Origin of the sequence: Ascidiaceihabitans donghaensis, assembly GCF_900302465.1 — a bacterium.
Classification (GTDB): domain Bacteria; phylum Pseudomonadota; class Alphaproteobacteria; order Rhodobacterales; family Rhodobacteraceae; genus Ascidiaceihabitans; species Ascidiaceihabitans donghaensis.
On record NZ_OMOR01000001.1, the window covers coordinates 539,224 to 563,313 of the forward strand.

The following is a 24,090-nucleotide window of genomic DNA, read 5'->3' on the forward strand; positions in this document are numbered from 1 at the left end:
GGACGAAGTATGGCGCAAAGTGGGGAAGGGTGCAATTCACGAAGGGGTGGTGCGTCAAGACGCACCTTACGGGGGGAAACGCGAGTCTAGCCAATACCGCTAAACAAACTCGCAATGATTTCGACCAGCGATTTGGCGCGCATTCCAATCTTGGCCACAGACATAGCACCTGACCCTTCCACCTTCTTGGCCCTTTCAGCCAAGCTGATCTTTTGTGCCCGATTACCACTGCGTTGCATTGCTTCTGCCGTTGCGTCGACATCTGACCCATCGCGGGTGATTGCAGCGTCCAATTGGTATTCTGCACGCAAGCGGGCACCTGTACCGTCAACCATCGCGTCCATCCGCAACGCCACCGATTTTCGCTTTTCCGCCGCAATTTCACGCAAGCGTTGCGCAGTACGCGTTTTGACAGCTTCGCCCACCTCGGGATGGTCCGCTCGCAATTGTAATGCAGTTTCGGTTAGGGTGGATATTAATGCATCTAGCTCATCGCTTTCGGCAAGATTGGCTCCCTCTATGCCTTTGGAAATTAGACCATTCGCATTGCGTAGCCATTGTTCCAACGCGTTGGGGTCATCTGGGCAGTTTTCCAAAGCATGGCGCAACATCTTGGCTGCAACGCTCATGGAATTTAGATCACAGTGATTGCTATCCAGCGCCAAAGAAAGGGCAAAAGACACGCGATCAAGGACGCTTTGTACAAGTGTACTTGGGTCGAGAATGGAAGCACGGACATCGTAAAGCCCATCGCTGTTTTTATAGACCTCTTCGACTTGAGGGCTGTTGGCGAAAAACATTTCGGCCTGGATGCGCTCGATTTCATAGGCTACGGCTTCGGGGCCAGCCTCCCAGATGCCATCTCGTATTTTTGCGACTTCAAGTTGCAATTTCCAATCCAGTGGAAGCCCATCTAAATAGCCTTGATACCATTTGGTCCAGAAACCCCATTCTCTAGTCGAAAAAAAAGGTATGTTGTAAGGATTAGACCTTACCCCATGTAGAGGCACCGAAAACATTGAAAACGACTCACCATCCCATTGGGCTAGGTCTTTTTCTATGGCAGGTTGACCCAAATTCGCTGGTCGATCCATGTAATCCATATGTGTGGTTCTTGATCGCAATCCAGCTTTGCCGCTCTCCCTGCGATATTCGAACGTAATTTTCTCAGAAGTGGCCACGAATAGGAAATGGGGGCACCTCAACGCGATTTTCTCTTTGCTGATCGGGGCTTCAATACGATAATGGCCCTTTAGCTCATGTCTGAAAATACTCCGCAAAACAGCAAGTTGTGCGAACAAAGCCATATGCCCATCGTCCCGGTATCCTTGCCCGTTTGAATTGTCTTTGTCTTTGGCTACGTTAGGCAAGAGGGCTTCAAATTCTTCAAGCAATCGCTTTGAAACAAACTGAGCCCGAAGGTCAGCCGGTTCTTTGCTCAACGTCATAATCGACTTAACACTGTGCCCCATTGACCACCCCCCAAAACCCGCTAAGACCTCTACCATGACACCACTCTCACATATCCGCAATTTCTCCATCGTGGCCCACATCGACCACGGGAAATCCACCCTTGCTGACCGGCTCATCCAAGAGACGGGCACGGTGAAGGATCGCGACATGCAGGCCCAGCTGCTTGACAGCATGGACATCGAACGCGAGCGCGGCATCACCATCAAAGCCAACACCGTGCGCATCGACTACACCGCACAAAATGGCGAGAGCTATGTGCTGAACCTGATCGACACCCCCGGCCACGTCGATTTCGCCTATGAGGTCTCTCGCTCCATGCGCGCGGTTGAGGGGTCGTTGCTGGTGGTGGACAGCACCCAAGGCGTCGAAGCGCAAACGCTCGCCAACGTCTACCAAGCCATCGACGCCGACCACGAAATCGTGCCGGTGCTGAACAAGATCGACCTGCCCGCCGCCGACTGTGACCGCGTCGCCGAACAGATCGAGGATGTGATCGGCATCGATGCCTCCGGCGCGATCCGGGTGTCGGCGAAAACCGGGGTCGGGATCACCGAAACACTCGAAGCCATCGTGAACGAACTGCCCGCCCCAAAGGGCGATGAGAATGCGGACCTCAAGGCGATGCTGGTGGATTCGTGGTACGATAGCTACCTCGGTGTGATCGTTCTGATCCGTGTCATCGACGGACGTTTGAAAAAGGGCGAGAAGGTCAAATTCATCTCGAACGGCACCACGCATCACGTGGACCGCATCGGTGTGTTCCGCCCAAAGATGGAGATGATCGACAGCCTTGGACCGGGCGAGATCGGGTTTCTGACGGCCTCTATCAAGCAGGTGCGTGACACTCGGGTCGGCGACACAATCACCCACGAACGCAAAACGGTTGAGCCTTTGCCCGGCTTCCAGCCTGCGCAGCCCGTGGTGTTCTGCGGGCTGTTCCCTGTGGATTCGTCGCAGTTTGAGGACATGCGCGACGCCATTGACAAGCTTGCGCTGAACGATGCGTCGTTCAGCTTTGAGATGGAAACGTCCGCCGCGCTGGGCTTCGGCTTTCGCTGCGGGTTCTTGGGGCTTTTGCACCTCGAGGTGATCCGCGACCGGATCGAGCGCGAATATGACATCGAGCTGATCACGACCGCGCCCTCCGTGGTGTACCATGTGTACTTGCGCGACGGCGAGATGGTGGAACTGCACAACCCCGCCGACATGCCCGACCTGACGCTGGTGGACCATCTGGAAGAACCCCGCATCAAGGCGACCATTCTTGTGCCCGACGAATATCTGGGTGACGTTCTGAAGCTGTGTCAGGAACGGCGCGGCGTGCAGATGGACCTGACCTATGCGGGTTCACGTGCGATGACGGTCTACGACCTGCCGCTCAACGAAGTGGTGTTCGACTTCTACGACCGTCTGAAATCTGTGACCAAAGGCTATGCGTCTTTTGACTACCAGATGACGGGCTACCAAACCGATAACCTTGTGAAAATGTCGGTGTTGGTGAACGACGAACCCGTCGACGCGCTGTCCATGATGGTGCACCGCGACCGCGCCGAGACGCGGGGCCGTGCGATGGTCGAAAAGCTAAAAGACCTGATCCCCCGCCACATGTTCAAAATCCCGATCCAAGCGGCGATTGGTGGCAAGGTGATTGCGCGTGAGACGTTGTCCGCGATGCGCAAAGACGTGACGGCCAAGTGTTATGGCGGCGACGCGACGCGGAAGCGGAAGCTGCTGGATAAGCAGAAGGCGGGTAAGAAGAAGATGCGGCAGTTTGGTAAAGTAGATATCCCGCAGGAAGCCTTTATTAGCGCTCTCAAAATGGACAGCTGAAAGCTGTTCATTTTGTGCGCGAATAAAGGACGGTGGGATGAGAGTATTGCGCAGCAATGCGCGGCCCCGCTCAGTGGTTATTGGTGCAATGGGGTTAGAAAAAGCAGGGCATTGGCGTCAATTTTTCTAAGCTATTGAAACAAAAGTAGATTCACAGCGTAGTTGCCGTGAGTGAATTATGCTGCCAGACTCAAAGAAAATCGAGCAGGAAAAATAAGATGAACCAACAATTTGTACTGGCTCCTCAGCCAACGATGAAGCGTGTCGCGGATTTAGAAGGTCCGGATTTTTATCCTACTCCAGAGTGGGCGACCCATGTCTTAGCGGACAACGAGAAATTCAATGGTGAAATTTGGGAATGTGCGTGTGGTGATGGCGCGATGGCTGAAGTCCTGAAAAAGAATGGCAATTCCGTAGTTTCCTCAGATTTGTATGATCGAGGATACGGGGAAGCTGGAATTGATTTTCGAAGTGAAAATAGAGTCGTAGATAACATCGTGACGAACCCTCCGTTTCATAGCGCAGAAGAATTTGTTCACGCAGGATTGCGTCAATGCAAAAATAAACTCGCGTTGTTGCTACGTCTTGCTTTTCTAGAAAGTGCTAGTAGGCAGAAGTCCATTTTCTCGATTACCCCACCAAGCTCCGTGTGGATTTTTAGTGAACGGATTACATTCTATCCAAGTGGCGCGGTTCGTAAGGGAAGTGGTACAACTGCCTATGCTTGGTATGTATGGGACCACCACTATGATGGTCCCACGCAGCTTAAGTGGCTTCCGACTGGGTACAAATCTAAATTTGCCTAAGTAGAAATGCTGTTGCGGCCTTTTTCGGTGATGGTCCAGCTTTCATCTTCGCTATTGTAGATCGCCAAGCCTTGGTTTGCCAAACCCAAGCCCTGATCTCGATGTGAAACCAAGTTGCGCACTTTTTGCGAAAAATAAGTGTCGCTACGGCCATCCACGATTTTCGCGTCCTTGCCGTTTGGGGCAAGCCTGTCTTCTAGCAGTTCAATCAACTGAGTTGTTGTTAAAGTCCCAGATTTAGAATTGCTCAACTCAATTAATGCTTCTATTCGTATTTGATCTTCTCGATATATCATTAGTACCTTTCAAATTACTTGGCGAAATTGCCAAGTTGAAAAAATGGCAACGCAGGAGTGTCATTTCAAGTGTAGCATACCAAATCTCCGATTTGGCAGCGCAGGAACCGCCCTCATGTGGCACGCGCCACTCTCATTGGCCTCACTTCCCCAATCTGACCCAGATCAAAGCCCCCCACACCGCAATCCTCTACCCTACAACCGCGCACCAAAACGCGCGGCAATAGACCCAGAGGACACCATGTTCAGACTAACCCTGATCCTTCACCTTTTCATCGGCTCAACACTTGCAGGCAGCGGCGTGATTGCGGCGCTCACCATGGGGTATGGTACGCTCACCCCGATCCTGATCGCGGCGGCCATAGGCTTTGTCATCGCCTTTCCCGTCAGCGCCATGATTGCCAAGACCCTGCTGTCAAAAAGCTGAAACGCAAAAGGGGCGCAGCTTTCGCCCCGCCCCTTCCGTTAGAATATGGTGTCAGACTTAGTGCCCGAAGGCCGAGTTTGGCATCCAGTCGGGTGCGCCTTGGCCTGCGCGCATGTGCAGGCAGGCGGTGCCCACGCGTTGGAAGTACGTCGCCTTCAGATCGTACCAACCCGCGGACGGGATTTGCACCTGCGCGGGTTTGGATTCTTCACACGGGTGGCGTCCGTCAAAGTCGACGACCTGCTTGCCGCCGATGGACACTTCAAGCCCGTCGTTGCTGAGGAAATCAATAGTGTACGTGCCGGGCGCGTCGAACTTGACGTAGCCAGAAATGCCTGCCGCCACATGGTGCGCGCGTTTGGACGTCAGGGTCTTGTCGCCATCGTTTGTGTCCATGTAATCCAGCCCCGACAATGGGGTGCCCGGTGTGCCCTTTTTCAGCGCCTTGCGGGCTTGGGACAACGTCTTGACGTCGCCCGGATAGGCATATTTCACCGACAGGCCGGGCTTTACGCTGCTGGGTTGCGGGTTTGCTGGTGTCAGTTTCAGGGGCCCTGCAAAGGCCGCTGTCGCCAGAAAAGCGCTTGCAAGACAAGCGGATAGAATGGTTTTCATTGATGTCTTCCCCTGTTGATCGGCCTCGTTTTTGGACCGTCTTGGCGCCAGCTTAACCGCGTCTCGTCAAACAGGGCAAGGGACCTGCCGCAATCACGCGTTCCGGTAGAAAAAATACCGGTCGGGATCAACGGTGGGCGGCCCGTCGATTTGCGTCATTACCGGCATCTTTTGCTGTGACACCACCAAGCCCTGCGGCGCCATGACAGCCTTGATCAAAGGGGCCAACCGTGTGGCTTCGGCGCTGTCAACATCGCTGACGCCAATCCCGAACTCATAGTGGGTGAACGCGATTTGCGTGCCGCGCTGCGCCATTTGCACAAGCATGTCATCGGCCTCCCCTTGCAGAAAATCGGCCTTGGGCGGCACGCATGACGGGTGGCATTGCAGCACACGGTCGATCACCCAGATGCGCCGGTTTGCATATTCGCGCAAGTGATCGTAGGTGCGCCCGTTCCCAAGCCCCATTTCAAGGATGTCCCCTTGGATGGCGTTTGTATTTTCGCCCTCGGTCTCGCCGATATTTTCAATGGCCCAGTTGATGCCATCAATCTGTGCATTCAGCCTGCGTCGAAACGATTCCAAACGGCTCATGCCAAGTCCTTTCCAAGGTGTGCGGGTGTTGCGCCACCATCCAATAATTCGTTCAGGAACGCATAAGAGAACGTCCAAATGTCCGGATCATGCACCAGATGATGCGTCAAATACCCCAAAGGTTCCGCGGCGTCTTCGGTGCCGTTTCGTCGTGCTTCAATCCGCTCAACCGTCTGCGCAATCAGCCGTTCGGGTGGCACCAACCCCCGTGTGCCCCGCCAGAAGATGGGGTCGATATGGGTGTTGATGTGCAAGATACCGGACTGCGGTTTGCGTGGCCCAAAGGTAGATACGGCGTGATAACCTGCCGATTTCAGATGCTGCGACAGCCCTGTGTCCATTCTGTTCCAAGGGGGAACAAACACGGGCAAAAGATCTGAGCCGAACAAATGCGTCAGCGTCTTCAACCCTTCCGACGCGCGGCTTTGACACGCTGCATCATTGTGCGGGAATTCGGATTTTTTCATTCCGGCTTCTGCGTGGTTCTGGTGCGCCCATCCATGCACCATGGGGCGCAGGTTTTGCCGGCTTGCCATGTATTCCGCCAATGTGTCTTTTGTGTGGGCCGGGATGACCGCCAGATGCACCGGCAAATCCAGTTGCACCGAAAGCGCGTGCAGCTGGTCCAACTGCGGTGTCGGCGCAATTGCATCGTCGTCGCGCCACCAAACGGGCAGAGGTGTTTCGGATTGACGGTATCGCGCCAAGGCTGATCGCAAAGGGGTCCAGTCAATCATCGTGCGGCCAGTTTCTGTTCGACAATTTGAACGGTGCGCCGTGCGCCATCAAACCCAAATCTTGGTGTTTCGTTTGTGTGGTCCTTCGAAACTACGTTCAGCGCAGCGATCAACGCGTTCGGTGTTAGCACATCGGACAAGACAACCTGTATGCGCGGAAGTGCCGCCAAGGCCTTGGCGCGTAGGGTTTGTTCGACTTCACCACCGGCATCGAAGGGGATGAAGACGGCAGGTACTTGGGTCTGCAAAACGTCCAGGGCAGTGTTATAACCGCACATTGAAACAGAAGCCGTTGCGTGGCGCAGCATCTGGCGAAAATCAGAACGTGCCGCGTTCAAAATGACGTTGGCTGGTGCGATTGCCTTGAAGGCTTTAATGCGCACATCGGCATCACCGCCCCCCACAAGAATACGCCACTGTAAGTCCGGCCGCAAAATTGCAGCCTTGATGCAGGTTTCGAAAATACCATCCCCCACGCTGCCGCCCCCTGCGCTGACAAGTATTTCGCCTTGCCCAAGCGCCTGTGGATGATCGTTCGGAGGGCCGGGCGCCACAAATCCGGTGTATGAAAGGCGCTGTTCCAAAGCGTCCGTGACAGGCCAACTGATGCCAAGCGGCGTTATCTCGGGGTCGGAATGCACCAAGACGCCGTCGTAGAACCTGTCCAACACCTCAGCGGCGAATTCGGCTTTGCGTGGCTTGGAGGGGGGCGCAAGGATGTCGCGGATTGAGGCGAACACCAAAGGCTTTGGGGACAGATTGTGCGCTGCGCTCAGCAGGTGTTGAAATTCATCTTTCAGGCTGCGGCGACCAAAGGGGAACAGCTCTGTAATGATGACGTCTGGCGGGTCTGCGCGCAAAGCGTCCACCAACATATCCCGTCTGCTCGACATGTAATCGTGGTTTGCTACTATGCCTTTGTCGTCTAACAGGTCCGTGAAATTGGTGCCGTCCGATCCTAACGGCGGCATTTGCAGAAATTGCACACCGGTGGTGTCCAGATGTGGGGCGGGCAGTCCGCCTGACAGTATGCGCACCGCGTGACCTTCTTGTGCGAAACACCGGCCCAGAGTCAGCGCACGGCTTAGATGTCCCGATCCCAACAGATGCGTCACAATGATCATAAGCTTCATGATAGGTCTTCAATTAAGCGAATTGGGTCAGGGTGCAAGGTCCAGCCTTCTTGGGTGATCTCAATGCAGAACAGGCGGTTGCGTTTCACCTGAAACGGAGGCGTTCCAGCAAAATTATAACCGCACGCATGCGCCATAAGAACCCGCATCACACCGATATGACATACAGCTACCGTGTCATGTTGCAGGCCTGCCGCCCAAGTTACCGTACGGGACCGTAGGGACGACAAGGCCTCGCCGTTTGGAGGTGTGAAATCCCAACCCCAGTGTTCCATATCCCGAAAACCGCTGGCAGGATCGGCGTGTAGATCTTTGCCGTGTTTCCCTTCCCAATCACCCCAATTCATTTCGGTAAGCGCGGGGGATGTTCGGGGCGCACGTGACGCGACTAGCTGGGCTGTTTCTACGGCACGGAGCAACGGGCTAGACCATAAATCAGCCTGTGTCCAACCGTCTGGCAGACACAGTTTCGAAAGGGCTGCGGATGCGTCGGCATCCAACGGAATGTCAGTGCGCCCTTGGATGCGGCCTGCGCGATTCCATGCGGTGTGGCCGTGGCGCAAAAGGCCCAAACGGATCATGCGGCCGCCTCAATGGCCGCGGACAGGCCTTTGAGCAGGGTCTGTGTTGCAGCGGGGCGCAGGTGGCGACGTTGAATGAAATTGCGGGCTTCAACGCCTTCGTTTGTTGCTTGCTGATTGTTGTCCAGCAAGTCTTGAATGCGTTGCGCCATAGGCCCGGGGCCTTGGCGGGGGGCAGGGCCATGTGTCAAAACCACGTCCCGAACGCCGGGGCGATCCTGTGCCACAACGGGGACACCGGCGGCTTGGGCTTCCAGATAGGTCATGCCGAAAGCTTCGTTGACGCCGGGCCAGAATAGCAATTTCGCGTGGCTGTACGCTGCGGCCACTTCTTTTGCGTCTTGCCGGCCCAGAAAACGGACGTTTTTCCCGAACCGGGCCATCATGTCTTCCACTCTGTGCCGTGCATCTCCGTCACCGATAATATCAAGGCGCCAGTCCCGATGACGCAACACAGCCAAAGTGTCCGCGATCAGTAGGTAAGACGCCAGCTTGTCGCCTTCGCGCATCATTCCAACACTTAGCATCGGGCCGTCTTGGGACGAAGGAGCGGGTAGGGTGCTGCGGTTCAGAAACGGGCGCAAGTGGATCAGGGTTTGTGCATCCGGCGCATCACGTTCCAGCGCTTCATTGTCGCGGTCGGTGAGATAGAAAATCACCTGTGCCGCGTCGCACGCAGCTTCTGATCGTGCGGCAAACGTGGCCCATGCCCCGTCCAGACGTTTGCGGGCTCGGGTGGCTTCGATAATCAGATAGGGAATGCCCAATGTAGCGCTGACGGCGGGGCCGATCAGATCAGGGGCTTTGTAGTAATTGTGGTATGTGACCCATGCGGTCAGTTGGGCGTCTTGGAATTTCTGAACTATATCAGCAGCCTGTTGATGGGCTTGCTCAATCATACCTGTTTGAAGCTGTCGCGACCCTGTCTTTTCGAGGCTGCGGAACTCAGAGGCCAAATGCACCTCTGCGCCCCCGTCTTTCAGCGCGTCCATAAGGGCCCTTGCCATAGTGCGATCCCCTGAAGGCACGCGATGATTTGGGGATTTAAGGGGCGCATAAAAGGCAATTTTCATGCCAGCATCTCGTTTAATCTGCGTGACAGATGCTTGATCCCGGGCGCCATCAAAAAATCAAGACGCAACCGCGTAAATGCGGCATCGGCCAACCGCGGTCCTAGGGCGGAATCGTGTGCAAAGCGTTTCATTTCACGGGCCAACGCGGTGGGGTCATCGTCGCTGAGAATGCCATGAACTTCTGTGTCGATAAATTCGGGGATAGCAGACACGGGCGTGGACAAGATCGGTAGCTTTTGACTTGCCGCTTCCATCAGCACGTTTGGCAGGCCATCCCGGTCACCGTCTTCGGCAACGCGGCTTGGCAACACAAAGACATCGGCCGCGCGCATGGCTTCGATGACTTCCGGTTGGTCACAGGCCCCGCGCCATGTGATGCGGTGGCCAACCTGTGCGTCGTGTGCCGCCTGCATCATTTGGTCACGCAACGCGCCGCCACCGATATGGGTCCAGTGCCAATCCATCTCAGAGGGCAGAAGCGCCAAGGCCGCAATCAGCCTGTCAAAACCCTTCTTTTCCACCAAACGCCCGACGGACATCATGTGCAGTGGCGCCCCCGCAACGCGCAAAGGGCGTTCTGGCGGCGCGGGAAAACGCTGCAGATCCAGACCGTGGTACACCAAATCGACAGGTGTGCCGTTGGACAGCCCTTGCAAATGCGCCGCGCCAAATCCGGTGCATGTTGCGCCAAAAGATGCCCCGAAACTGTCATGGGAAAGCTTTTCGCGCAGCTCCCATTCGGGCGATGTCCAGATGTCTTTGGCATGGGCTGAAAAGGACCAAGGGAGGTCCAGAAGTATCGCGGCATAACGGGCGACGGATGATGGTGTATGCAAGAAATGGGCATACAGCCCGCGCAAGGCGGCCGGTGCTTCATGGGCCAGAACACAAGCCTGTCCAAAACGGCGTTCGCGGTTCGGGGTCGCATCGCGGGCAAGGTCGCGTTCAAACGCGGCACGGGCCGCGGCATACGTCGGGCGGTGTTCTGCGGCTTTCAGGGCTGCGGCCACGCGATCCGGTTCGTCTTCAAGGTACTCGGGCAAGTATCGGACGCGCGCCTGCAGACGGTCATGCAGCGGATGGGTTTTTGTGTCTGTCGGATGGCGCAGCGACCAAATTTCAAAGGCGATACCTGTCTGTTCCAGCGCCACAAGTTCCTGGGCGATGAAGGTTTCGGACAGGCGGGGCCAGCCTTTGACCACGACAGCCAAGGCGGGGTCTGGAGTTGTGTTACTTTGGGTCATTCGGCGGCGGCGTCCAGCGCCGCATCGCCCATGAGCTTACGGGTGCGTTTGATGACGTAATCCAAACCATCCAGCAAACCGTCCGCGCCGGCGTCCGATGGCTTGCTTTGGGTCTTTAGCCCACGAATTGCGGCGACCATGGCGTCGGGGGTCATGCCGTCGCGATCTTCGTCCAGCATATGTACCAATCCAAGTTCCTCTGCGCGGCTTGCGCGTATCCATTGTTCCAGACGGGGCACTGTGCGCGGCACGATCACGGCGCGCTTGTCAAACGACAGAACCTCACAAAATGTATTGTAGCCTCCCATGCACACAACACCCTCAGCACCATGAAACAGGGCCTCGATGCGGCTTTCAAATCCGACAGCAGTGACACGGCCCTGCAGCTTTTCAACGCGGGTTTCAAATTCTTCGCGGACTTCGCCCGACAAGAAGGGGCCGTAGACCAGCACAGCGGGCGGGTTCAGGTCTGGATCTTGTTCATAGGCAGACAAGACAAGGTCCACCATCGCAGCTCCGTCCCCGCCACCGCCCGGGGTGATCAAGATAAACGGATCTTCGGGAACTTCGCTGACCTCTGCGGCTTCGCGGCGCAAATATCCGGTCCAATACATTCGGGCGCGTGCACTGTCCGAAAGTGTCAGTCCCGCTGTGGGATCATAAACGGATTTCACGCCATAGACCCAAATTTCGTCATAGTATTGTTCGGTGGCTTGCACAGCGCCCTTGCGGTCCCATTCCGCGGCCAGCACATCCGGTTCGTCCAGAACATCGCGCAACCCCAACACAAGCTTGGTTTTGCCCCTTTGGCTTAACCATTCCAGCGTTGGCAAAAGCTCCCCGCGAAAACCTGTGGGTTCTTTGTCCACGATCAGCAGATCTGGGTCATATTGTTCGATGGCGGATTGGATCAGACCTGCACGCAACGCTGTTGTTTCGTCGATATCCAGACCCAGTGTCTGCGACACATAGGACCCGTCGGGCAGTTTGGTGACGCCGGGCAGGCGCACATGGTCCACACGTTCCGGAAAGGTGAAACGCCCGGCAACCGGAGAACCGGTCAGGATGATTGCAGATTGTACGGTATCGCTGGCGGTTAGCGCAGACGCCAACGCCCGTGACCTGCGCAAATGCCCCAACCCGAAGGTGTCGTGGCTGTAAAGCACCACGCGCCGGGGGCGGTCGCTGGCAGGAAGAGGTGTCTGCACCATAGAGTCTTCTTTCGTCTTCTTCTTCGTGTCGTTTCAGTCAAAGACGCAGATCGCTGCCGGCTTTGCCGAATATGCCTTTTATATCGTATACTACAGCGCCCGGTTTGCCTAAGGCGCGAATGGCATCGGGGCCCATTTCTACAAATTCTTTATGCCCGACAGCCACAACAATAGCGTCATACGACCCTGCGACAGGCTTGGCCACCGGGTCAATCCCATGGCGCTTTTTCATGACTTCGGCAGCAACCCAAGGTTCGTGCACATCCACGTCGACGGAATAATCACGCAGTTCGTTTAGAATGTCCTCGACGCGGGTATTTCGGGTGTCTGAACAGTTTTCCTTGAAGGTGTATCCAAGGATCAGAACCTTGGCATGTTTCACATTCATATCGCGCTTGATCATCGCTTTCATCAGCGTTTGGGCGACATAGCTGCCCATTTGATCATTGATGCGGCGGCCTGCGTGAATGACCTCGGGGTGATACCCAAGCTGTTCGGCGCGGTAGGTCAGGTAGTAGGGGTCCACGCCAATGCAGTGTCCGCCCACAAGGCCGGGCTTGAACGGCAAGAAGTTCCACTTGGTGCCTGCCGCTTCCAACACATCTAACGTATCCAGCCCCATCCGCGCAAAAATCAGCGAGAATTCATTGACCAAGGCAATGTTCAAATCGCGCTGTGTGTTTTCGATGACCTTGGCGGCTTCTGCTGTTTTGATATCGGTGGCGGCATGTAGGCCCGCTTTGACGACCGGGGCATAAATGGCTTGCACGCGGGTCAGGGTTTCTGCGTCTTGGGCTGCAACAACCTTGATGACATTCTCCATGGAATGTTCGGCGTCGCCGGGGTTTACCCGTTCCGGGCTGTACCCCAGTTTGATGTCGAGACCACAGACCAGCCCGCTGCCAGCTTCCAAAGCGGGGCCGCAAACGTCTTCGGTGACACCGGGGTAGACGGTGCTTTCCAAAATGACCAAATCGCCAGCGGACAAGTGTGGCGCGATGGTGGCGCAGGCCCCCAAAACCGCATCAAGGTTTGGCTTTTTGGCTTTGGTGATCGGGGTGGGCACAGCGATGATATATGTGGTGCAGGATGCCAAAGCCGCAGGGTCAGCGGTGAATGTGGCATTTGATTGCGCAAGGGAAGCATCCGCAATTTCCCCATTGGGGTCTGTCCCCTTGTGTAGGGCCGCCACCAAATCCGGGTCGGTGTCCAACCCCACAACGTCAAATCCTGCACGGTCCAAGGCCAACGCCAAGGGCAGGCCCACGTAACCAAGACCTAAAATAGCAATGGGGCCAGTTGTCATTCAGGCAGTCCTTTTGGTTCGACCTTTGCAGGCCAATTGTTGCAGCCGCTATGACATAAACACGCACGTCATGTAAAACACCCCCAAACATTGAGTTCACTGGGGGTTTACCGCTCAAAAGCCACACTCTAGTTTGGCGAAGCCCGAATATCTGGATGAATACACATGCGCAGCCTGCTTCTTTGCCTTGCCACGACCTTTTTGCTTTTGACCATGGCGATCCCGGGGGCGCAGGTCTCTGCGCAAAGCCTGTTTTCATTGCCGGCCTCAGAGGCTGATGATGACACGGATGCTTTGGCCGATACACTGCGATTGGCGGCCGAGAACGGCTTGGGTGTTGTGGTGGTTGACACGCAGGGCAACATTATTGTGGGCGGTGCAAAGGACGCACAGGATGAACGCGCCCAGCCGCGTGAATCCGCGTTGATGATGGCACAAGCCCAAGGCACTGCCTTTCGGGGGATGCTGCGCCAAAGGTTGCAAGCGCTACCGGATTCACTCAACGAAGTGGCCTATATTTTACGCGCCACCAGCGCGGATGGGCGGATTATGACCTTCGTTGAGGTGCTTTTATATTCTGCATTGTTGTTCGGTGTTGGCCGATTGGTAATGGTGTACTTCGTTGGCCCAAAGATCTTCCGGAACTTTGTCACCTCTCGGATCAAAGAAAAACCCGCAGGCTACCGCGAGAAGATGCCGTTTCTGGTATTTCGCTTCTTTGTGGGAATTTTTGCAACCCTGATCAGCATGGCCATTGCCTATGTGCTTGGGGCTCTGATCTTTCCGCCCGTAGAAAATCAAGCGATTCAAGTCACTATTCTGGCCATCTACGTGGCCTTCTTCGCGATCCGTACGATTGGGGATGTGTGGCGCATGATGCTATCGCCGTTTCTGGCGCAATACCGCATTCCCAACCTGTCGGATCGGGACGCATTGGTTTTGTATCGCTGGGTGTTCTATGTGGCGGCGCTGGATATTGGTGTTGTCACTTTTGCGACGTGGATCAAGGATTTCGGGCTGAACTACAACGTCTATGCCATCGGATATGGTGGACTTGCGTTGATTATGGCGGCGCTGAACATCTGCGTCGCCCTGTTCAACCGACGCGCCATCTCAAACGCAATTCGAAATGGTCGTGCGGCTCAGGATGTGGCGATGCTTACACGTTTGATTGCACGTTTCTGGGCGCCGGTTGTCATTATCTATGTGGTGTTCGGATGGTTTGAGCTGGCGTTTGATCTGGTCTTGGAACAGCCATTGTCGATCCCTCTGGTGGCTGGTGCATACGCGGTCTTTATGACCATTTTGATTGTGTATGGCGTGATCAACTTCGGCATCGAAGCCTACTTCCAGCGTGCGCGGCGTATTCAGGATATGAACGCGATCCTGGAAAGTGACGATGACGAAAGCGACATGACGGCTGCCGAGGTAGAGGCCATGGAGCTCGCGCATATGCCGCGCCACAAGATGGGCACGTTCGAAGAACTGGCGCGTCGTGTGTCCGGCATTTTAGCCTTTGTGGCCGGATCTTATGCATTGATCAGTATTTGGGGGTCGTCTGCGCAATCGATGGTCGAAGAAAACCCGCTGACCCAGCGGGTTCTGGATGTGATGGTTATCGTGTTTATCGGCTATATCGTGTTTCACGCCTTTCGCATTTGGATCGATGCCAAAATTCTGGAAGAGCAAGGCGAAGTGGTCGAAGCCGAGTTGGGCGACGAAGGCGGCGGGACCAGTGCCAGTCGTTTGGCGACTTTGTTGCCGTTGTTTCGCAATTTCATGCTGATTATTATCTTTGTGACAATAATTTTGATCATCCTGTTGGAACTTGGCGTGAACGTGGGGCCGCTGTTTGCGGGCGCGGGTGTGGTTGGTGTCGCTGTGGGCTTTGGATCGCAATCTTTGGTCCGTGACATCTTTTCCGGTGCGTTCTTTTTGTTCGACGATGCGTTCCGCAAAGGTGAATACATCGACATTGGCGGGGTAAAAGGCACGGTTGAAAATATCTCTGTGCGCTCGTTCCAGCTGCGCCACCACCTTGGGGCACTGCACACCATTCCGTTTGGTGAAATTCAGGTGCTGACAAACTATTCGCGTGACTGGGTGATTATGAAGCTTCCCTTGCGCGTAACCTACGACACAGACGTCGAAAAAGTACGCAAGCTGATCAAAAAACTGGGTGTGGCCTTGTTGGAAGATCCGATTATCGGGCCAGACTTTATCCAGCCTTTGAAATCACAAGGCGTCATCGAAATGCAAGACAGTGCGATGATCATCCGGGTCAAATTTATGACGAAACCCGGTGACCAATGGGTGATCCGCAAGAAAGTCTATCAGGAAATCCGCGAACTCTTTGAACGCGAAGGGATCAAGTTTGCCCATAAGGAAGTGACCGTGCGTTTGGCGGATGGCAATGTCGAAGACCTGACCCCGGAGCAGCGCAAAACGGTAACGGCTGCCGCGCACGCCGCCATAGATGATGACTTGTTGGAAGGTGGAATTGAAGACGATGGTGACGATCGGTAAACCGATTGACCCTATACAAGGGCGGATAAAGCGCTTATTCGCGCGGTTTGATCCCATCAGAAAGCCCGTTCCTTTGAAACAAGCCCTTGCCGATGCGTTGCAACAACGCGGTTACGAAACCCTGACACCTGTCCAAGAGGCGGTGACAGAAGACCATCTAGAGGGTGCGGACCTTCTGGTCTCTGCGCAAACTGGTTCCGGTAAGACGGTGGGCTTTGGCTTGGCGCTGGGCAACACCCTGCTTGGGGAAGACGAATCCTTTGATCGTGCGGGCCCGCCTTTGGCTTTGATCATTGCACCAACCCGTGAACTTGCAATGCAGGTGAAACGCGAATTGGCATGGCTTTACGAAAAAGCTGGTGTGATTATGGCGTCTTGCGTGGGCGGCATGGACATGCGCGATGAACGGCGCAGCCTTGCGCGGGGGGCGCATATCGTGGTGGCCACACCGGGGCGCTTGCGCGACCACATCATGAAAAACGTCATCGACCTAAGCGCCATTCGCGCTGTGGTTCTGGACGAAGCGGATGAGATGCTGGATCTTGGGTTCCGCGAGGATCTGGAGTTTATTTTAGGCGAATGCCCCGAAGACCGCCGCACTTTGATGTTTTCCGCCACGGTGCCAAAAGCCATCGCCAATCTTGCCAAAAGCTACCAACGTGATTCTGTTCGCGTGACAACAGTGGCGGAAGCCAAGCAACACACTGACATCGAATACCATGCGATGAACGTTGCTAACCACGATGGCGAAAACGCAATCATCAACATCCTGCGTTTCTATGAGGCCCCCAATGCCATCGTTTTTTGCAACACGCGGGCCATGGTGAACCGGGTGACGACACGCTTGTCGAACCGGGGGTTCTCGGTCGTGGCCCTGTCGGGGGAATTGTCTCAGGCAGAGCGGACACATGCCTTGCAAGCGATGCGGGACGGTCGTGCGCGCGTGTGCGTGGCCACGGATGTTGCGGCCCGCGGGATTGACCTTCCCGGGCTTGACCTTGTGGTGCATGCAGAACTGCCCAACAACCACGAAACTATGTTGCACCGGTCTGGTCGGACGGGACGCGCCGGGCGCAAAGGTGTGTCTGCCCTGATCGTGACGGGTAAAGTGCGCCGCAAGGCAGAACGCATTTTGCATATGGCAAAGGTTTCCGCCGAATGGGGCAATGCGCCCTCCGCGGATGCAGTGCGTGAAAAAGATCAAGCGCGTCTGCTGGATGATCCCATGTGGTCCAATCCGGTGGAAGACAACGAAGCCGAAATGGTTGCCAAATTGATGGAGCATTTCAGCCCGGAACAACTGTCTGCAGCCTTCATGCGCTTGTACGCCCAACGCGTGTCAGCGCCTGAAGAACTGTCTGCCGCAGGGGACAACAAAGCGCCCAAAGCACGTGCACCGTTTGGGCCATCCAAGTGGTTCAGTGTGTCCTCGGGCCGTAATCAAGGTGCTGAAGTGCGCCGCTTGTTGCCGATCCTGTGCAACGCAGGCGACATTACAAAAGACGACATTGGTGCGATCCGCATCCAGAACGACGAGACATTTGTTGAAATTCAGGAAAGCAGCGTCGCCGGATTCAAGGCGGCTCTTGGCGCAGATATGAAAGTCGAAGGCGGCTTGACGGTAAGCGAATTGGCAAATGCGCCTGCAGCGGCCAAAAGCCCCCGCCCCCCTTTCAAGGGCAAACCAAAAGGCGACGGTGCGGGGCGAAATTTTGACAAATCCAAACCGCAACGGGACTACAAGCCGCGTGAGGACAAACCACGCGAAAGCTACAAACCCCGTGACGAGAAACCGCGCGAAAGCTACAAGCCGCGCGAAGACGACAAACCCAGAACATCAAGTGCGCCTATTGATTACAACGACGCGCCAGCACCCAAGCCGCGCAAACCCAAACCGTCTGCTGCAAAACCAACCGGCACAGCAGCACATCCGGCGTCGAAACGGTTCACAAAGCCAAAGTCGACGATGGATAGGGCGCGTGAAGACGGGGCCGTCTCGGAACGAAAGCCACGTGGCGATAAATTTGCGAAACCAGGTGCGAAGCCTAAAGGCAAATTCGAAGGCAAACCAAAGGGTGCAAAACCCGGTGGCAAACCATCGGGCGGAAAGAACCTTGCACCAAAAGTCGGCAAGCCCAATTCCAAAAAGAACAAAGCCCGTCGTGCCGCGGCAGAGGGTGGCGGCAAGCCGCCGCGCCGCTAATAGGCTTCATCTTGGCCAAAATACCTCTGGGGAGACGCGGCACGCGGCGGGGGCAGCGCCCCCTGACCACGGCTAACCTTTGTAGGGGTCCAGACTGTCGCGCAAACCGTCACCCAAAAAGTTGAATGCCAGGACAACAACAATAATTGGCAACATCGGGATCGCGGTCCACGGATAGATTTCGATGGACGCAAGGTTCTGCGCATCGTTTAGCATCACGCCCCAACTGACAGCCGGTGCGCGCAGCCCCAAGCCCAGATAGGACAGCGCGGTTTCGCCCAGAATCATCGCCGGAATGGACAAGGTGGCGGACGCGATCAGGTGGCTCATGAAGTTGGGCAGCAAGTGCCTGCGAATAACGCGCCCCGGTTTCGCCCCCATCATTTCAGCGGCTCGTACGTATTCTTCTTCGCGCAAAGACAGGAATTTGGATCGCACGGCCCGCGCCAAACCGGGCCAATCCAAAATCCCCAATATGATTGATATGATGAAAAACACGGACACTGGCCCCCAATTTGAGGGCACGGCGGCGGACAGAGCCAGCCAGATGGGAAGTTCTGGCAAGGACCTTAATATCTCGATCAGGCGGTTGATGGACCAATCGATTTTACCGCCCAAGTAACCCGCGATAGAGCCAAATGTGATACCCAAAAGGAAAGACACCGTAATCCCGATCAAACCGACTGTCAGGGACAGTTGGGCACCATATAAAATGCGGCTGAACACATCGCGTCCAAGGCGATCTGACCCCCACAAGAATACAGTGGAACCAGATGGTGCGCAAAACAGATGGGTGTCGGTAGGAAACAGACCGGCCAGTTTATAATCGTCGCCCTTACAGAAAAATTCCAACTGTTGCGGTGCGTCGGTGTCAAAAGTGTAGCGCCAGCGAAATTCTTCAAGGTCCGCTTCCCCTGTGATGGGATAGACGAAGGGGCCAATGAAGGCGCCATCGTGCCAAAAATGCAGTCCTTGTGGCGGGGCGTACAGGTAATCTGCGCTGCGCTCGTTGGGGGTATAAGGCGCGATGAAGCCGGCAAAAGGCAACATCAGATAGCTGAGGAAAAGGAAAATCCCAGAAATCAGCCCCAGTTTATGCTTTTTGAATTTGCGCCACACAAGCACCCAATTGGGCGCGTCCATGTCGGTGCGGTCAAGGGCGGACAAATCGACATGAGGGTCATACGGCGCGTCGTCGATATAGCGCCCGTCTGGCAAAGTGCTCATTCGCGCGCTCCGTATCTAATTCTGGGATCAAGCAGGACCAAAAGCATATCCGACACCATCGTACCGATCAGAGTCAAAAAGGCCACAAACATCAAAATGAAACCGGCAAGGAACTGATCCTGACTTTTCAAGGCAGCCAAGAGGTCGGGGCCGATTGTGGGCAAGCTCATTACCACCGACACCAAAACAGAGCCGGAGACCATCGCGGGCAACAGATTGCCGATGTCGGCAACAAAGGGGTTAAAGGCCATGCGCAGGGGGTACTTTGACAACATGCGCGTGGGTGACAGGCCTTTGGCGACGGCGGTTTCAACATAGGGTTTGCTAAGCTCGTCCAGCATGTTCGCGCGCAGACGTTGCATCATGGCTGCAGCGCCCGCTGTACCGATGACGAAAGTCGGAACGATCAGGTGGATGGCGATGGATTTGGCCTTGGCAAAGGACATTGGTTCGCCCTCAAACGCCGGGTCCATGAGGCCGCCGATGGGAAGCCCGATGTATTTCTGGCCATAGTAAAACAAGATCAGCGCAAGCAGAAAGTTTGGGGTCGCCAACCCAAGGTACCCCACAAAAGCCGTTGTGTAATCGACCCATGACTGCGAACGGGCGGCGGCCAAAACCCCAAGTGGCAAAGCGACAAGGTACACAAACAACACAGCCGACAGGTTGATTAAAACTGTTAGCCACAAAGCGTCGCCCACAATGTCCGCGACGGGATTGTCGAATTCGAAAGACCAGCCGAAATCCCCCTGTATCAGACCGGAAAATCCGTTGGGGCCGGGCGCAAAGCCCACCCAGATCAGGTATTGCTCCCAAAGCGGGCGATCCAGTGCATATTCAGTCCGTAGAAATTCGGCCTTGGCGACACCTTCTGCTTGGCCCGTGGCGCGCAGTTCGGCGATCTGGTTGGACAGGAAGTCACCGGGCGGCAGGTTGATAATGAAAAACACAAGAACCGACACAACAAGCAGTGTCAGCAGCATCGTCATGAACCGGTAAACGGCATAGCGCAGAAACATCATTGCGACACCTGCATTTTGGCACGGTCGCCATCAAAGAAAAATTCGTCCATGCGGTGAATGCCAAAATGCGCACCGGGTTCCCATGCCCATTTGGCTTGTTCTGGCACATTGCGCAGGTCGTTGTTGACCACGACAGGTTGCGGGGCCTCTGCCAGAACGCCAATGCCAAACTGTTGGTCAGCATGGATGGCCAGCATCTCGCGCCAAATCTCGGTGCGGGCGGCTTCGTCTTCGTTGCGTTCCCACATGTGCCACAATTCCATCAAACGCTCGGCTTCGGGAATGTCTATTGGTTCGCCGGCGGCGCCGCGTGTTTGCATATACTGGCCCCATTTGGGCCAAGCAAAGAATTCCTGTTGCGTGGGGGCCAGATATTCAGGCGGGGTTGCAGCCTGCGGCAAGCCATTGTCCCAGCCAAACCACACAGCCGACATCGACACGCCAGCGTAAACACGGTTGCGCAGGATGTCGCGGTCCAAGGGGCGCATCACCAGTTTGATGCCCAGTTCGCGCCACGTGTCGCTGATGATGGCCAGCGCGTTTTCGACTTCTTGGCGTTCCCCTGCCGTTTCGACAAGAAACTCCATGGGCCGTCCATCTGGCAAAAGACGCAGGCCCGCAGGGTTGCGATTTGTGAGGCCCATATCGTCCAGCAATTGGTTGCCTTGTGCCGTGTCGTAGTTGGCCCAAGCGTTCAGGTTTTCGGGGTCATGCAAGGGGCTGCGCGACACCGCCGTCATGCCGCCTTCCTTGGCCAAACCAAAGTACAGCGTGCGGTTGATCATGCGGCGGTCTATGCCCATGGACAAGGCACGACGGAACCGCACGTCTCGGATAACTTTGCGCCAGACGGGATCGGCAAAGTTCAGGTTTGGATAAATTGCGATTTGCGATGCGGCAGAGTTGGCCCACAAAAACGTCCGGTAGTTGCCGCCGTCCGCTTGCCCCTTTTTCAAGATAGACACATCGCGGAAATCGAGACCCCGCGCCTGCAAATCCGCCTCGCCTGCGTTGGCTTTCGCCGCGACAAGACCACCGCCCACAATCGTCATTTTCACGACGTCGATGTAGGGCAGTTGCGTGCCGTTGGTGTCGATACGGTGATAGTAGGGGTTGCGCACAAACAATTGACGACTGGATTTGCCTGCGGTGGCTGACATCCACGGCTGCAAGGTTGGCAAGGCGGGGTTGTCGAATTTGTACATATTGTCGACTTTGTTGTGCAACGCCGCCCAGCTTCGTACGCGCTTTGATCTTACAAGGTCTGCCAAAGCCTCGGTTTCCGCGAACTCAATGTGGAACTGCTTTAGGTAATGTGCGGGGCGGTAAATAAAGGGGGGACGTGCGCCTGCGAGAATTTGCAAGAACCGCGGGTTCGGTCGGTCCCATTCTACCACGACTGTGTACAAATCCGGAAATGTCATGGTGCCCACAACGCCGTCAATACGCATAACATCGGGGGGGCCATTGGGGCTGAGTTCAGAATTATTGGCGATGTGGTCCCAATAGTATTTGAAGTCGTCGGACGTAAAAGGCGCCCCATCCGACCAACGATGCCCCTTGCGCAAATGTAGGGTAAAGCGCTTGTTGCCTTCTACTTCGTAGTCGCGCAACAGATCGGTTTGCAGTTCGTAATTCTGGTCGTAGCCCACCAGTCGGGCGTAGCCGTAAACCACCATTTGGCGGATGTCTTTCGACCGTGTGACCATCGTGGCCAACGTGCCGCCCTGGGTGCCTGTTGTGCGCCCCTTTGCTTCCAAATCCACAATCAGTGGTTCTGAAGGAATGCGATTTGCCACAGGGGGCAAGGTGCCGTTTTCGACTTCTTGTGCCCAGAAAGAGCTTTCTTTCAAAGGCGCGGCCACAGACCCCGACGCAGTGGCGCAGGCCCATAAAAATGTGGCGCAAACTAAGAGAGGCTTAAACATGGCAACGTACCTTATGGCCGGGATCAACCTCGATCAGATCAGGGGCACTTATGCCTTCAAAGCGGAACGTATCGGGCCAAGTGTCGGGGCTGCCCGCGCCTTTGGCGACAAGGCTTAGGTTGATGGGGCGGTTTACATTGGGTTCAGGCTGCGCCGCGATCAACGCCTGAGTGTAGGGATGGCGTGGGTTGTAGAACAATGTGTCGGGGGGGGCTTGTTCGACAACGACGCCTTGGCGCATCACAGCCACCTCGTCGGCGATCCGCGCAACCACAGCCAAATCGTGGCTGATGAACAAATAGCTCAGGCCCATGCTGTCACGGATGTCTTCCAGAAGGGTCAGGATTTGTTCCTGAACAGATACATCCAGCGCTGACGTAGGTTCGTCACAGACCAAAAGCGTCGGATCCAGCGTCAGGGCGCGCGCAATGGACAGCCGTTGGCGTTGGCCGCCGGAAAACGCATGCGGGAAGCGTTTGAGCATATCGGGGTTCAAACCCACCCATCGCAGCATTTCAGCGGCTTTGTCGCGGCGGTCTGCGCGGCTGCCAATTCCGTGAATTTCCATCGGTTCTGTCAGGGCCTCCTGAACGCGCATGCGCGGGCTTAGTGAGGAATAGGGGTCTTGAAACACCATCTGGGCTTGTTTTTGAAAGGCAATACGCTGGGTACGTGTCATGGCATGGACGGGCAAAGGGTCCGCGTCCTTTGTGCCGCAAAACAAAACTTTTGATCCCACATCCGGCACCTCAGCGCCTAACGCAATGCGCGCACAGGTTGTTTTGCCCGACCCGCTTTCGCCCACCACGGCCAAGGTTTTGCCGCGTGGCAATTGTAGGTTCACATCTATGCAAGCATGGATCTTCTTGGCCGCTTTCCACCCGCCTGCCTTGGCGGTGTAGGTTTTGCAAACGCCTTTCAGATCAAGGATCAGATCATCGCGTTCCAAGGGTGCTGCCGGTTCGGCGACCTCGGGGATGACGGGGGCTGCGGCAAAGAGTTTCTGGGTATATCCATGGCCGGGAGCGCCCAGAACAGCGGCCGCTGGTCCGCTTTCCATCACGCGGCCTTTGTTCATGACCACAACCTGTTCTGCCATATTCGCCACAACGCCCAAATCATGCGTCACAAGAACCACAGCCATGCCGGTGTCTTTTTGCAAGTCTTTGATCAGACCCAGCACCTGGGCTTGGGTTGTGACGTCCAAAGCTGTTGTGGGTTCGTCCGCGATCAGCAAATCGGGTTTTGCGACCATTGCCATGGCGATCATGGCGCGTTGGCGCATCCCGCCTGACATCTCGAAGGGGTAGGCGCGAAAGGCGCGTTCAACGTCGGGAAACCCGACTTGTTCAAATGTGGACAGAACGTCCTTTTTGGCTTCGGCTGCCGACATGCCACGGTGCAGATGCAGAACCTCTGCCACCTGATTGCCGATGCGGTGCAAGGGAGACAACGACCGCATGGGTTCTTGAAAGATCATCGAAATCCGGTTGCCGCGCACATTGCGCATTTTCTTTTCCGGCATGGACAACAGTTCAACCATGGTGTTGCCGTTGGAAAAATTGATTTGTCCCGCACGCAATTGTGCGGCTCCGGGCAGGATGCGCAGCACTGAACGGCACGTCAGCGTTTTGCCTGATCCGCTTTCCCCGACCAACGCCATGGTTTCTCCGGGCATGACCTGAAAATTCACGTCGTGCACGACTGGCGGCGCATCGCCAAAACCAATACTTAGCCCCTGCACATCAAGGAGTGGTGTCATCAAGTCGTCCCAACTGTTGGTGTCGTCCGTCTTTTTGCATCAAGTGCGCGGAGCGTTGGCACCAGTCAAACCCGATTCCAGCCCCAACGTCCAGCC

General features: G+C 55.7%; 20 protein-coding genes. 5 read left to right on the forward strand and 15 right to left on the reverse strand.

Translation table 11 applies throughout. The features are described from left to right. Positions 1-86: 86 nt before the first annotated feature. The gene (locus ASD8599_RS02665; protein WP_146188178.1) at positions 87-1,472 is read right to left on the reverse strand and encodes a hypothetical protein; all 1,386 of its coding nucleotides are present in this window, start codon (positions 1,470-1,472) and stop codon (positions 87-89) included. Between the two features lie 34 nt (positions 1,473-1,506). On the opposite strand from ASD8599_RS02665, the gene lepA reads away from it, so the two are divergent. Next, entirely contained in the window at positions 1,507-3,303 is a 1,797-nt protein-coding gene (gene lepA, locus ASD8599_RS02670) for a translation elongation factor 4 (RefSeq protein WP_108827103.1), read from the forward strand. Between the two features lie 218 nt (positions 3,304-3,521). Then, on the forward strand, positions 3,522-4,109 hold the full coding sequence (locus tag ASD8599_RS02675) for a hypothetical protein (RefSeq protein WP_108827104.1): 588 nt from the start codon (positions 3,522-3,524) through the stop codon (positions 4,107-4,109). Here ASD8599_RS02675 and ASD8599_RS02680 read toward each other — a convergent pair. Next, on the reverse strand, positions 4,106-4,405 hold the full coding sequence (locus tag ASD8599_RS02680) for a hypothetical protein (protein ID WP_219928848.1): 300 nt from the start codon (positions 4,403-4,405) through the stop codon (positions 4,106-4,108). The two genes, ASD8599_RS02675 and ASD8599_RS02680, sit on opposite strands and share 4 nt — an antisense overlap. Positions 4,406-4,646: 241 nt before the next feature. Between ASD8599_RS02680 and ASD8599_RS02685 the strand changes: the two genes are divergently transcribed. Continuing rightward, a complete protein-coding gene (locus ASD8599_RS02685; protein WP_108827105.1) occupies positions 4,647-4,832 on the forward strand; it encodes a CTP synthetase in 186 nt (61 codons plus the stop codon). A gap of 57 nt (positions 4,833-4,889) precedes the next feature. Here ASD8599_RS02685 and ASD8599_RS02690 read toward each other — a convergent pair whose 3' ends face one another. The 9 genes from ASD8599_RS02690 to ASD8599_RS02730 form a co-directional block, all read right to left on the reverse strand. Continuing rightward, positions 4,890-5,447, reverse strand: coding sequence for a PA14 domain-containing protein (locus ASD8599_RS02690; RefSeq protein WP_108827106.1), 558 nt, complete (start codon positions 5,445-5,447; stop codon positions 4,890-4,892). A 93-nt stretch (positions 5,448-5,540) separates the two neighbouring features. Beyond that, the gene (locus ASD8599_RS02695) at positions 5,541-6,041 is read right to left on the reverse strand and encodes a class I SAM-dependent methyltransferase (protein ID WP_108827107.1); all 501 of its coding nucleotides are present in this window, start codon (positions 6,039-6,041) and stop codon (positions 5,541-5,543) included. Continuing rightward, positions 6,038-6,778 carry a polysaccharide deacetylase family protein gene (locus ASD8599_RS02700; RefSeq protein WP_108827108.1) on the reverse strand — a complete coding sequence of 247 codons (741 nt, stop codon included), beginning with the start codon at positions 6,776-6,778 and terminating at the stop codon, positions 6,038-6,040. The genes ASD8599_RS02695 and ASD8599_RS02700 overlap by 4 nt, the downstream gene beginning before the upstream one ends. After that, positions 6,775-7,911, reverse strand: coding sequence for a glycosyltransferase family protein (locus tag ASD8599_RS02705; protein WP_108827109.1), 1,137 nt, complete (start codon positions 7,909-7,911; stop codon positions 6,775-6,777). The genes ASD8599_RS02700 and ASD8599_RS02705 overlap by 4 nt, the downstream gene beginning before the upstream one ends. Beyond that, positions 7,908-8,492 (reverse strand): histidine phosphatase family protein, encoded by a 585-nt coding sequence (locus tag ASD8599_RS02710; RefSeq protein ID WP_108827110.1) that lies wholly within the window; start codon positions 8,490-8,492, stop codon positions 7,908-7,910. Before ASD8599_RS02710 ends, ASD8599_RS02705 begins: the two co-directional genes overlap by 4 nt. Further along, positions 8,489-9,499, reverse strand: coding sequence for a glycosyltransferase family 4 protein (locus ASD8599_RS02715; protein ID WP_108829966.1), 1,011 nt, complete (start codon positions 9,497-9,499; stop codon positions 8,489-8,491). The genes ASD8599_RS02710 and ASD8599_RS02715 overlap by 4 nt, the downstream gene beginning before the upstream one ends. A 62-nt stretch (positions 9,500-9,561) precedes the next feature. Then, positions 9,562-10,809, reverse strand: coding sequence for a glycosyltransferase family 4 protein (locus ASD8599_RS02720; protein ID WP_108827111.1), 1,248 nt, complete (start codon positions 10,807-10,809; stop codon positions 9,562-9,564). Beyond that, positions 10,806-12,020, reverse strand: a complete 1,215-nt coding sequence (locus ASD8599_RS02725) for a glycosyltransferase family protein (protein ID WP_108827112.1) — start codon at positions 12,018-12,020, stop codon at positions 10,806-10,808. The genes ASD8599_RS02720 and ASD8599_RS02725 overlap by 4 nt, the downstream gene beginning before the upstream one ends. 37 nt (positions 12,021-12,057) lie before the next feature. Continuing rightward, positions 12,058-13,326, reverse strand: a complete 1,269-nt coding sequence (locus ASD8599_RS02730) for a nucleotide sugar dehydrogenase (RefSeq protein ID WP_108827113.1) — start codon at positions 13,324-13,326, stop codon at positions 12,058-12,060. A 165-nt stretch (positions 13,327-13,491) separates the two neighbouring features. Between ASD8599_RS02730 and ASD8599_RS02735 the strand changes: the two genes are divergently transcribed. Together ASD8599_RS02735 and ASD8599_RS02740 are read left to right on the forward strand one after the other, a co-directional pair. Beyond that, entirely contained in the window at positions 13,492-15,852 is a 2,361-nt protein-coding gene (locus ASD8599_RS02735; RefSeq protein WP_108827114.1) for a mechanosensitive ion channel family protein, read from the forward strand. A 73-nt stretch (positions 15,853-15,925) separates the two neighbouring features. Then, positions 15,926-18,055 (forward strand): DEAD/DEAH box helicase, encoded by a 2,130-nt coding sequence (locus ASD8599_RS02740; protein WP_108829967.1) that lies wholly within the window; start codon positions 15,926-15,928, stop codon positions 18,053-18,055. A 72-nt stretch (positions 18,056-18,127) separates the two neighbouring features. On the opposite strand, the gene ASD8599_RS02745 is transcribed toward ASD8599_RS02740, so the two are convergent. The 4 genes from ASD8599_RS02745 to ASD8599_RS02760 are packed head-to-tail and all read right to left on the reverse strand — an operon-like array spanning position 18,128 to position 23,994. Further along, positions 18,128-19,282 (reverse strand): ABC transporter permease, encoded by a 1,155-nt coding sequence (locus tag ASD8599_RS02745; protein WP_108827115.1) that lies wholly within the window; start codon positions 19,280-19,282, stop codon positions 18,128-18,130. Beyond that, a complete protein-coding gene (locus ASD8599_RS02750; RefSeq protein ID WP_108827116.1) occupies positions 19,279-20,304 on the reverse strand; it encodes an ABC transporter permease in 1,026 nt (341 codons plus the stop codon). The genes ASD8599_RS02745 and ASD8599_RS02750 overlap by 4 nt, the downstream gene beginning before the upstream one ends. Then, entirely contained in the window at positions 20,301-22,232 is a 1,932-nt protein-coding gene (locus ASD8599_RS02755) for an ABC transporter substrate-binding protein (RefSeq protein ID WP_108827117.1), read from the reverse strand. The genes ASD8599_RS02750 and ASD8599_RS02755 overlap by 4 nt, the downstream gene beginning before the upstream one ends. Further along, positions 22,225-23,994 carry an ABC transporter ATP-binding protein gene (locus ASD8599_RS02760; protein ID WP_108827118.1) on the reverse strand — a complete coding sequence of 590 codons (1,770 nt, stop codon included), beginning with the start codon at positions 23,992-23,994 and terminating at the stop codon, positions 22,225-22,227. The genes ASD8599_RS02755 and ASD8599_RS02760 overlap by 8 nt, the downstream gene beginning before the upstream one ends. Between the last annotated feature and the right edge of the window lie 96 nt (positions 23,995-24,090).

What these genes read in the sequence shown, in the direction of transcription:
- ASD8599_RS02665 (WP_146188178.1), bottom strand. Translation starts at nt 1,472, where the DNA reads ATGGGGCACAGTGTTAAGTCGATTATGACGTTGAGCAAAGAACCGGCT.
- lepA (WP_108827103.1), top strand. Translation starts at nt 1,507, where the DNA reads ATGACACCACTCTCACATATCCGCAATTTCTCCATCGTGGCCCACATC.
- ASD8599_RS02675 (WP_108827104.1), top strand. Translation starts at nt 3,522, where the DNA reads ATGAACCAACAATTTGTACTGGCTCCTCAGCCAACGATGAAGCGTGTC.
- ASD8599_RS02680 (WP_219928848.1), bottom strand. Translation starts at nt 4,405, where the DNA reads ATGATATATCGAGAAGATCAAATACGAATAGAAGCATTAATTGAGTTG.
- ASD8599_RS02685 (WP_108827105.1), top strand. Translation starts at nt 4,647, where the DNA reads ATGTTCAGACTAACCCTGATCCTTCACCTTTTCATCGGCTCAACACTT.
- ASD8599_RS02690 (WP_108827106.1), bottom strand. Translation starts at nt 5,447, where the DNA reads ATGAAAACCATTCTATCCGCTTGTCTTGCAAGCGCTTTTCTGGCGACA.
- ASD8599_RS02695 (WP_108827107.1), bottom strand. Translation starts at nt 6,041, where the DNA reads ATGAGCCGTTTGGAATCGTTTCGACGCAGGCTGAATGCACAGATTGAT.
- ASD8599_RS02700 (WP_108827108.1), bottom strand. Translation starts at nt 6,778, where the DNA reads ATGATTGACTGGACCCCTTTGCGATCAGCCTTGGCGCGATACCGTCAA.
- ASD8599_RS02705 (WP_108827109.1), bottom strand. Translation starts at nt 7,911, where the DNA reads ATGAAGCTTATGATCATTGTGACGCATCTGTTGGGATCGGGACATCTA.
- ASD8599_RS02710 (WP_108827110.1), bottom strand. Translation starts at nt 8,492, where the DNA reads ATGATCCGTTTGGGCCTTTTGCGCCACGGCCACACCGCATGGAATCGC.
- ASD8599_RS02715 (WP_108829966.1), bottom strand. Translation starts at nt 9,499, where the DNA reads ATGGCAAGGGCCCTTATGGACGCGCTGAAAGACGGGGGCGCAGAGGTG.
- ASD8599_RS02720 (WP_108827111.1), bottom strand. Translation starts at nt 10,809, where the DNA reads ATGACCCAAAGTAACACAACTCCAGACCCCGCCTTGGCTGTCGTGGTC.
- ASD8599_RS02725 (WP_108827112.1), bottom strand. Translation starts at nt 12,020, where the DNA reads ATGGTGCAGACACCTCTTCCTGCCAGCGACCGCCCCCGGCGCGTGGTG.
- ASD8599_RS02730 (WP_108827113.1), bottom strand. Translation starts at nt 13,326, where the DNA reads ATGACAACTGGCCCCATTGCTATTTTAGGTCTTGGTTACGTGGGCCTG.
- ASD8599_RS02735 (WP_108827114.1), top strand. Translation starts at nt 13,492, where the DNA reads ATGCGCAGCCTGCTTCTTTGCCTTGCCACGACCTTTTTGCTTTTGACC.
- ASD8599_RS02745 (WP_108827115.1), bottom strand. Translation starts at nt 19,282, where the DNA reads ATGAGCACTTTGCCAGACGGGCGCTATATCGACGACGCGCCGTATGAC.
- ASD8599_RS02750 (WP_108827116.1), bottom strand. Translation starts at nt 20,304, where the DNA reads ATGATGTTTCTGCGCTATGCCGTTTACCGGTTCATGACGATGCTGCTG.
- ASD8599_RS02755 (WP_108827117.1), bottom strand. Translation starts at nt 22,232, where the DNA reads ATGTTTAAGCCTCTCTTAGTTTGCGCCACATTTTTATGGGCCTGCGCC.
- ASD8599_RS02760 (WP_108827118.1), bottom strand. Translation starts at nt 23,994, where the DNA reads ATGACACCACTCCTTGATGTGCAGGGGCTAAGTATTGGTTTTGGCGAT.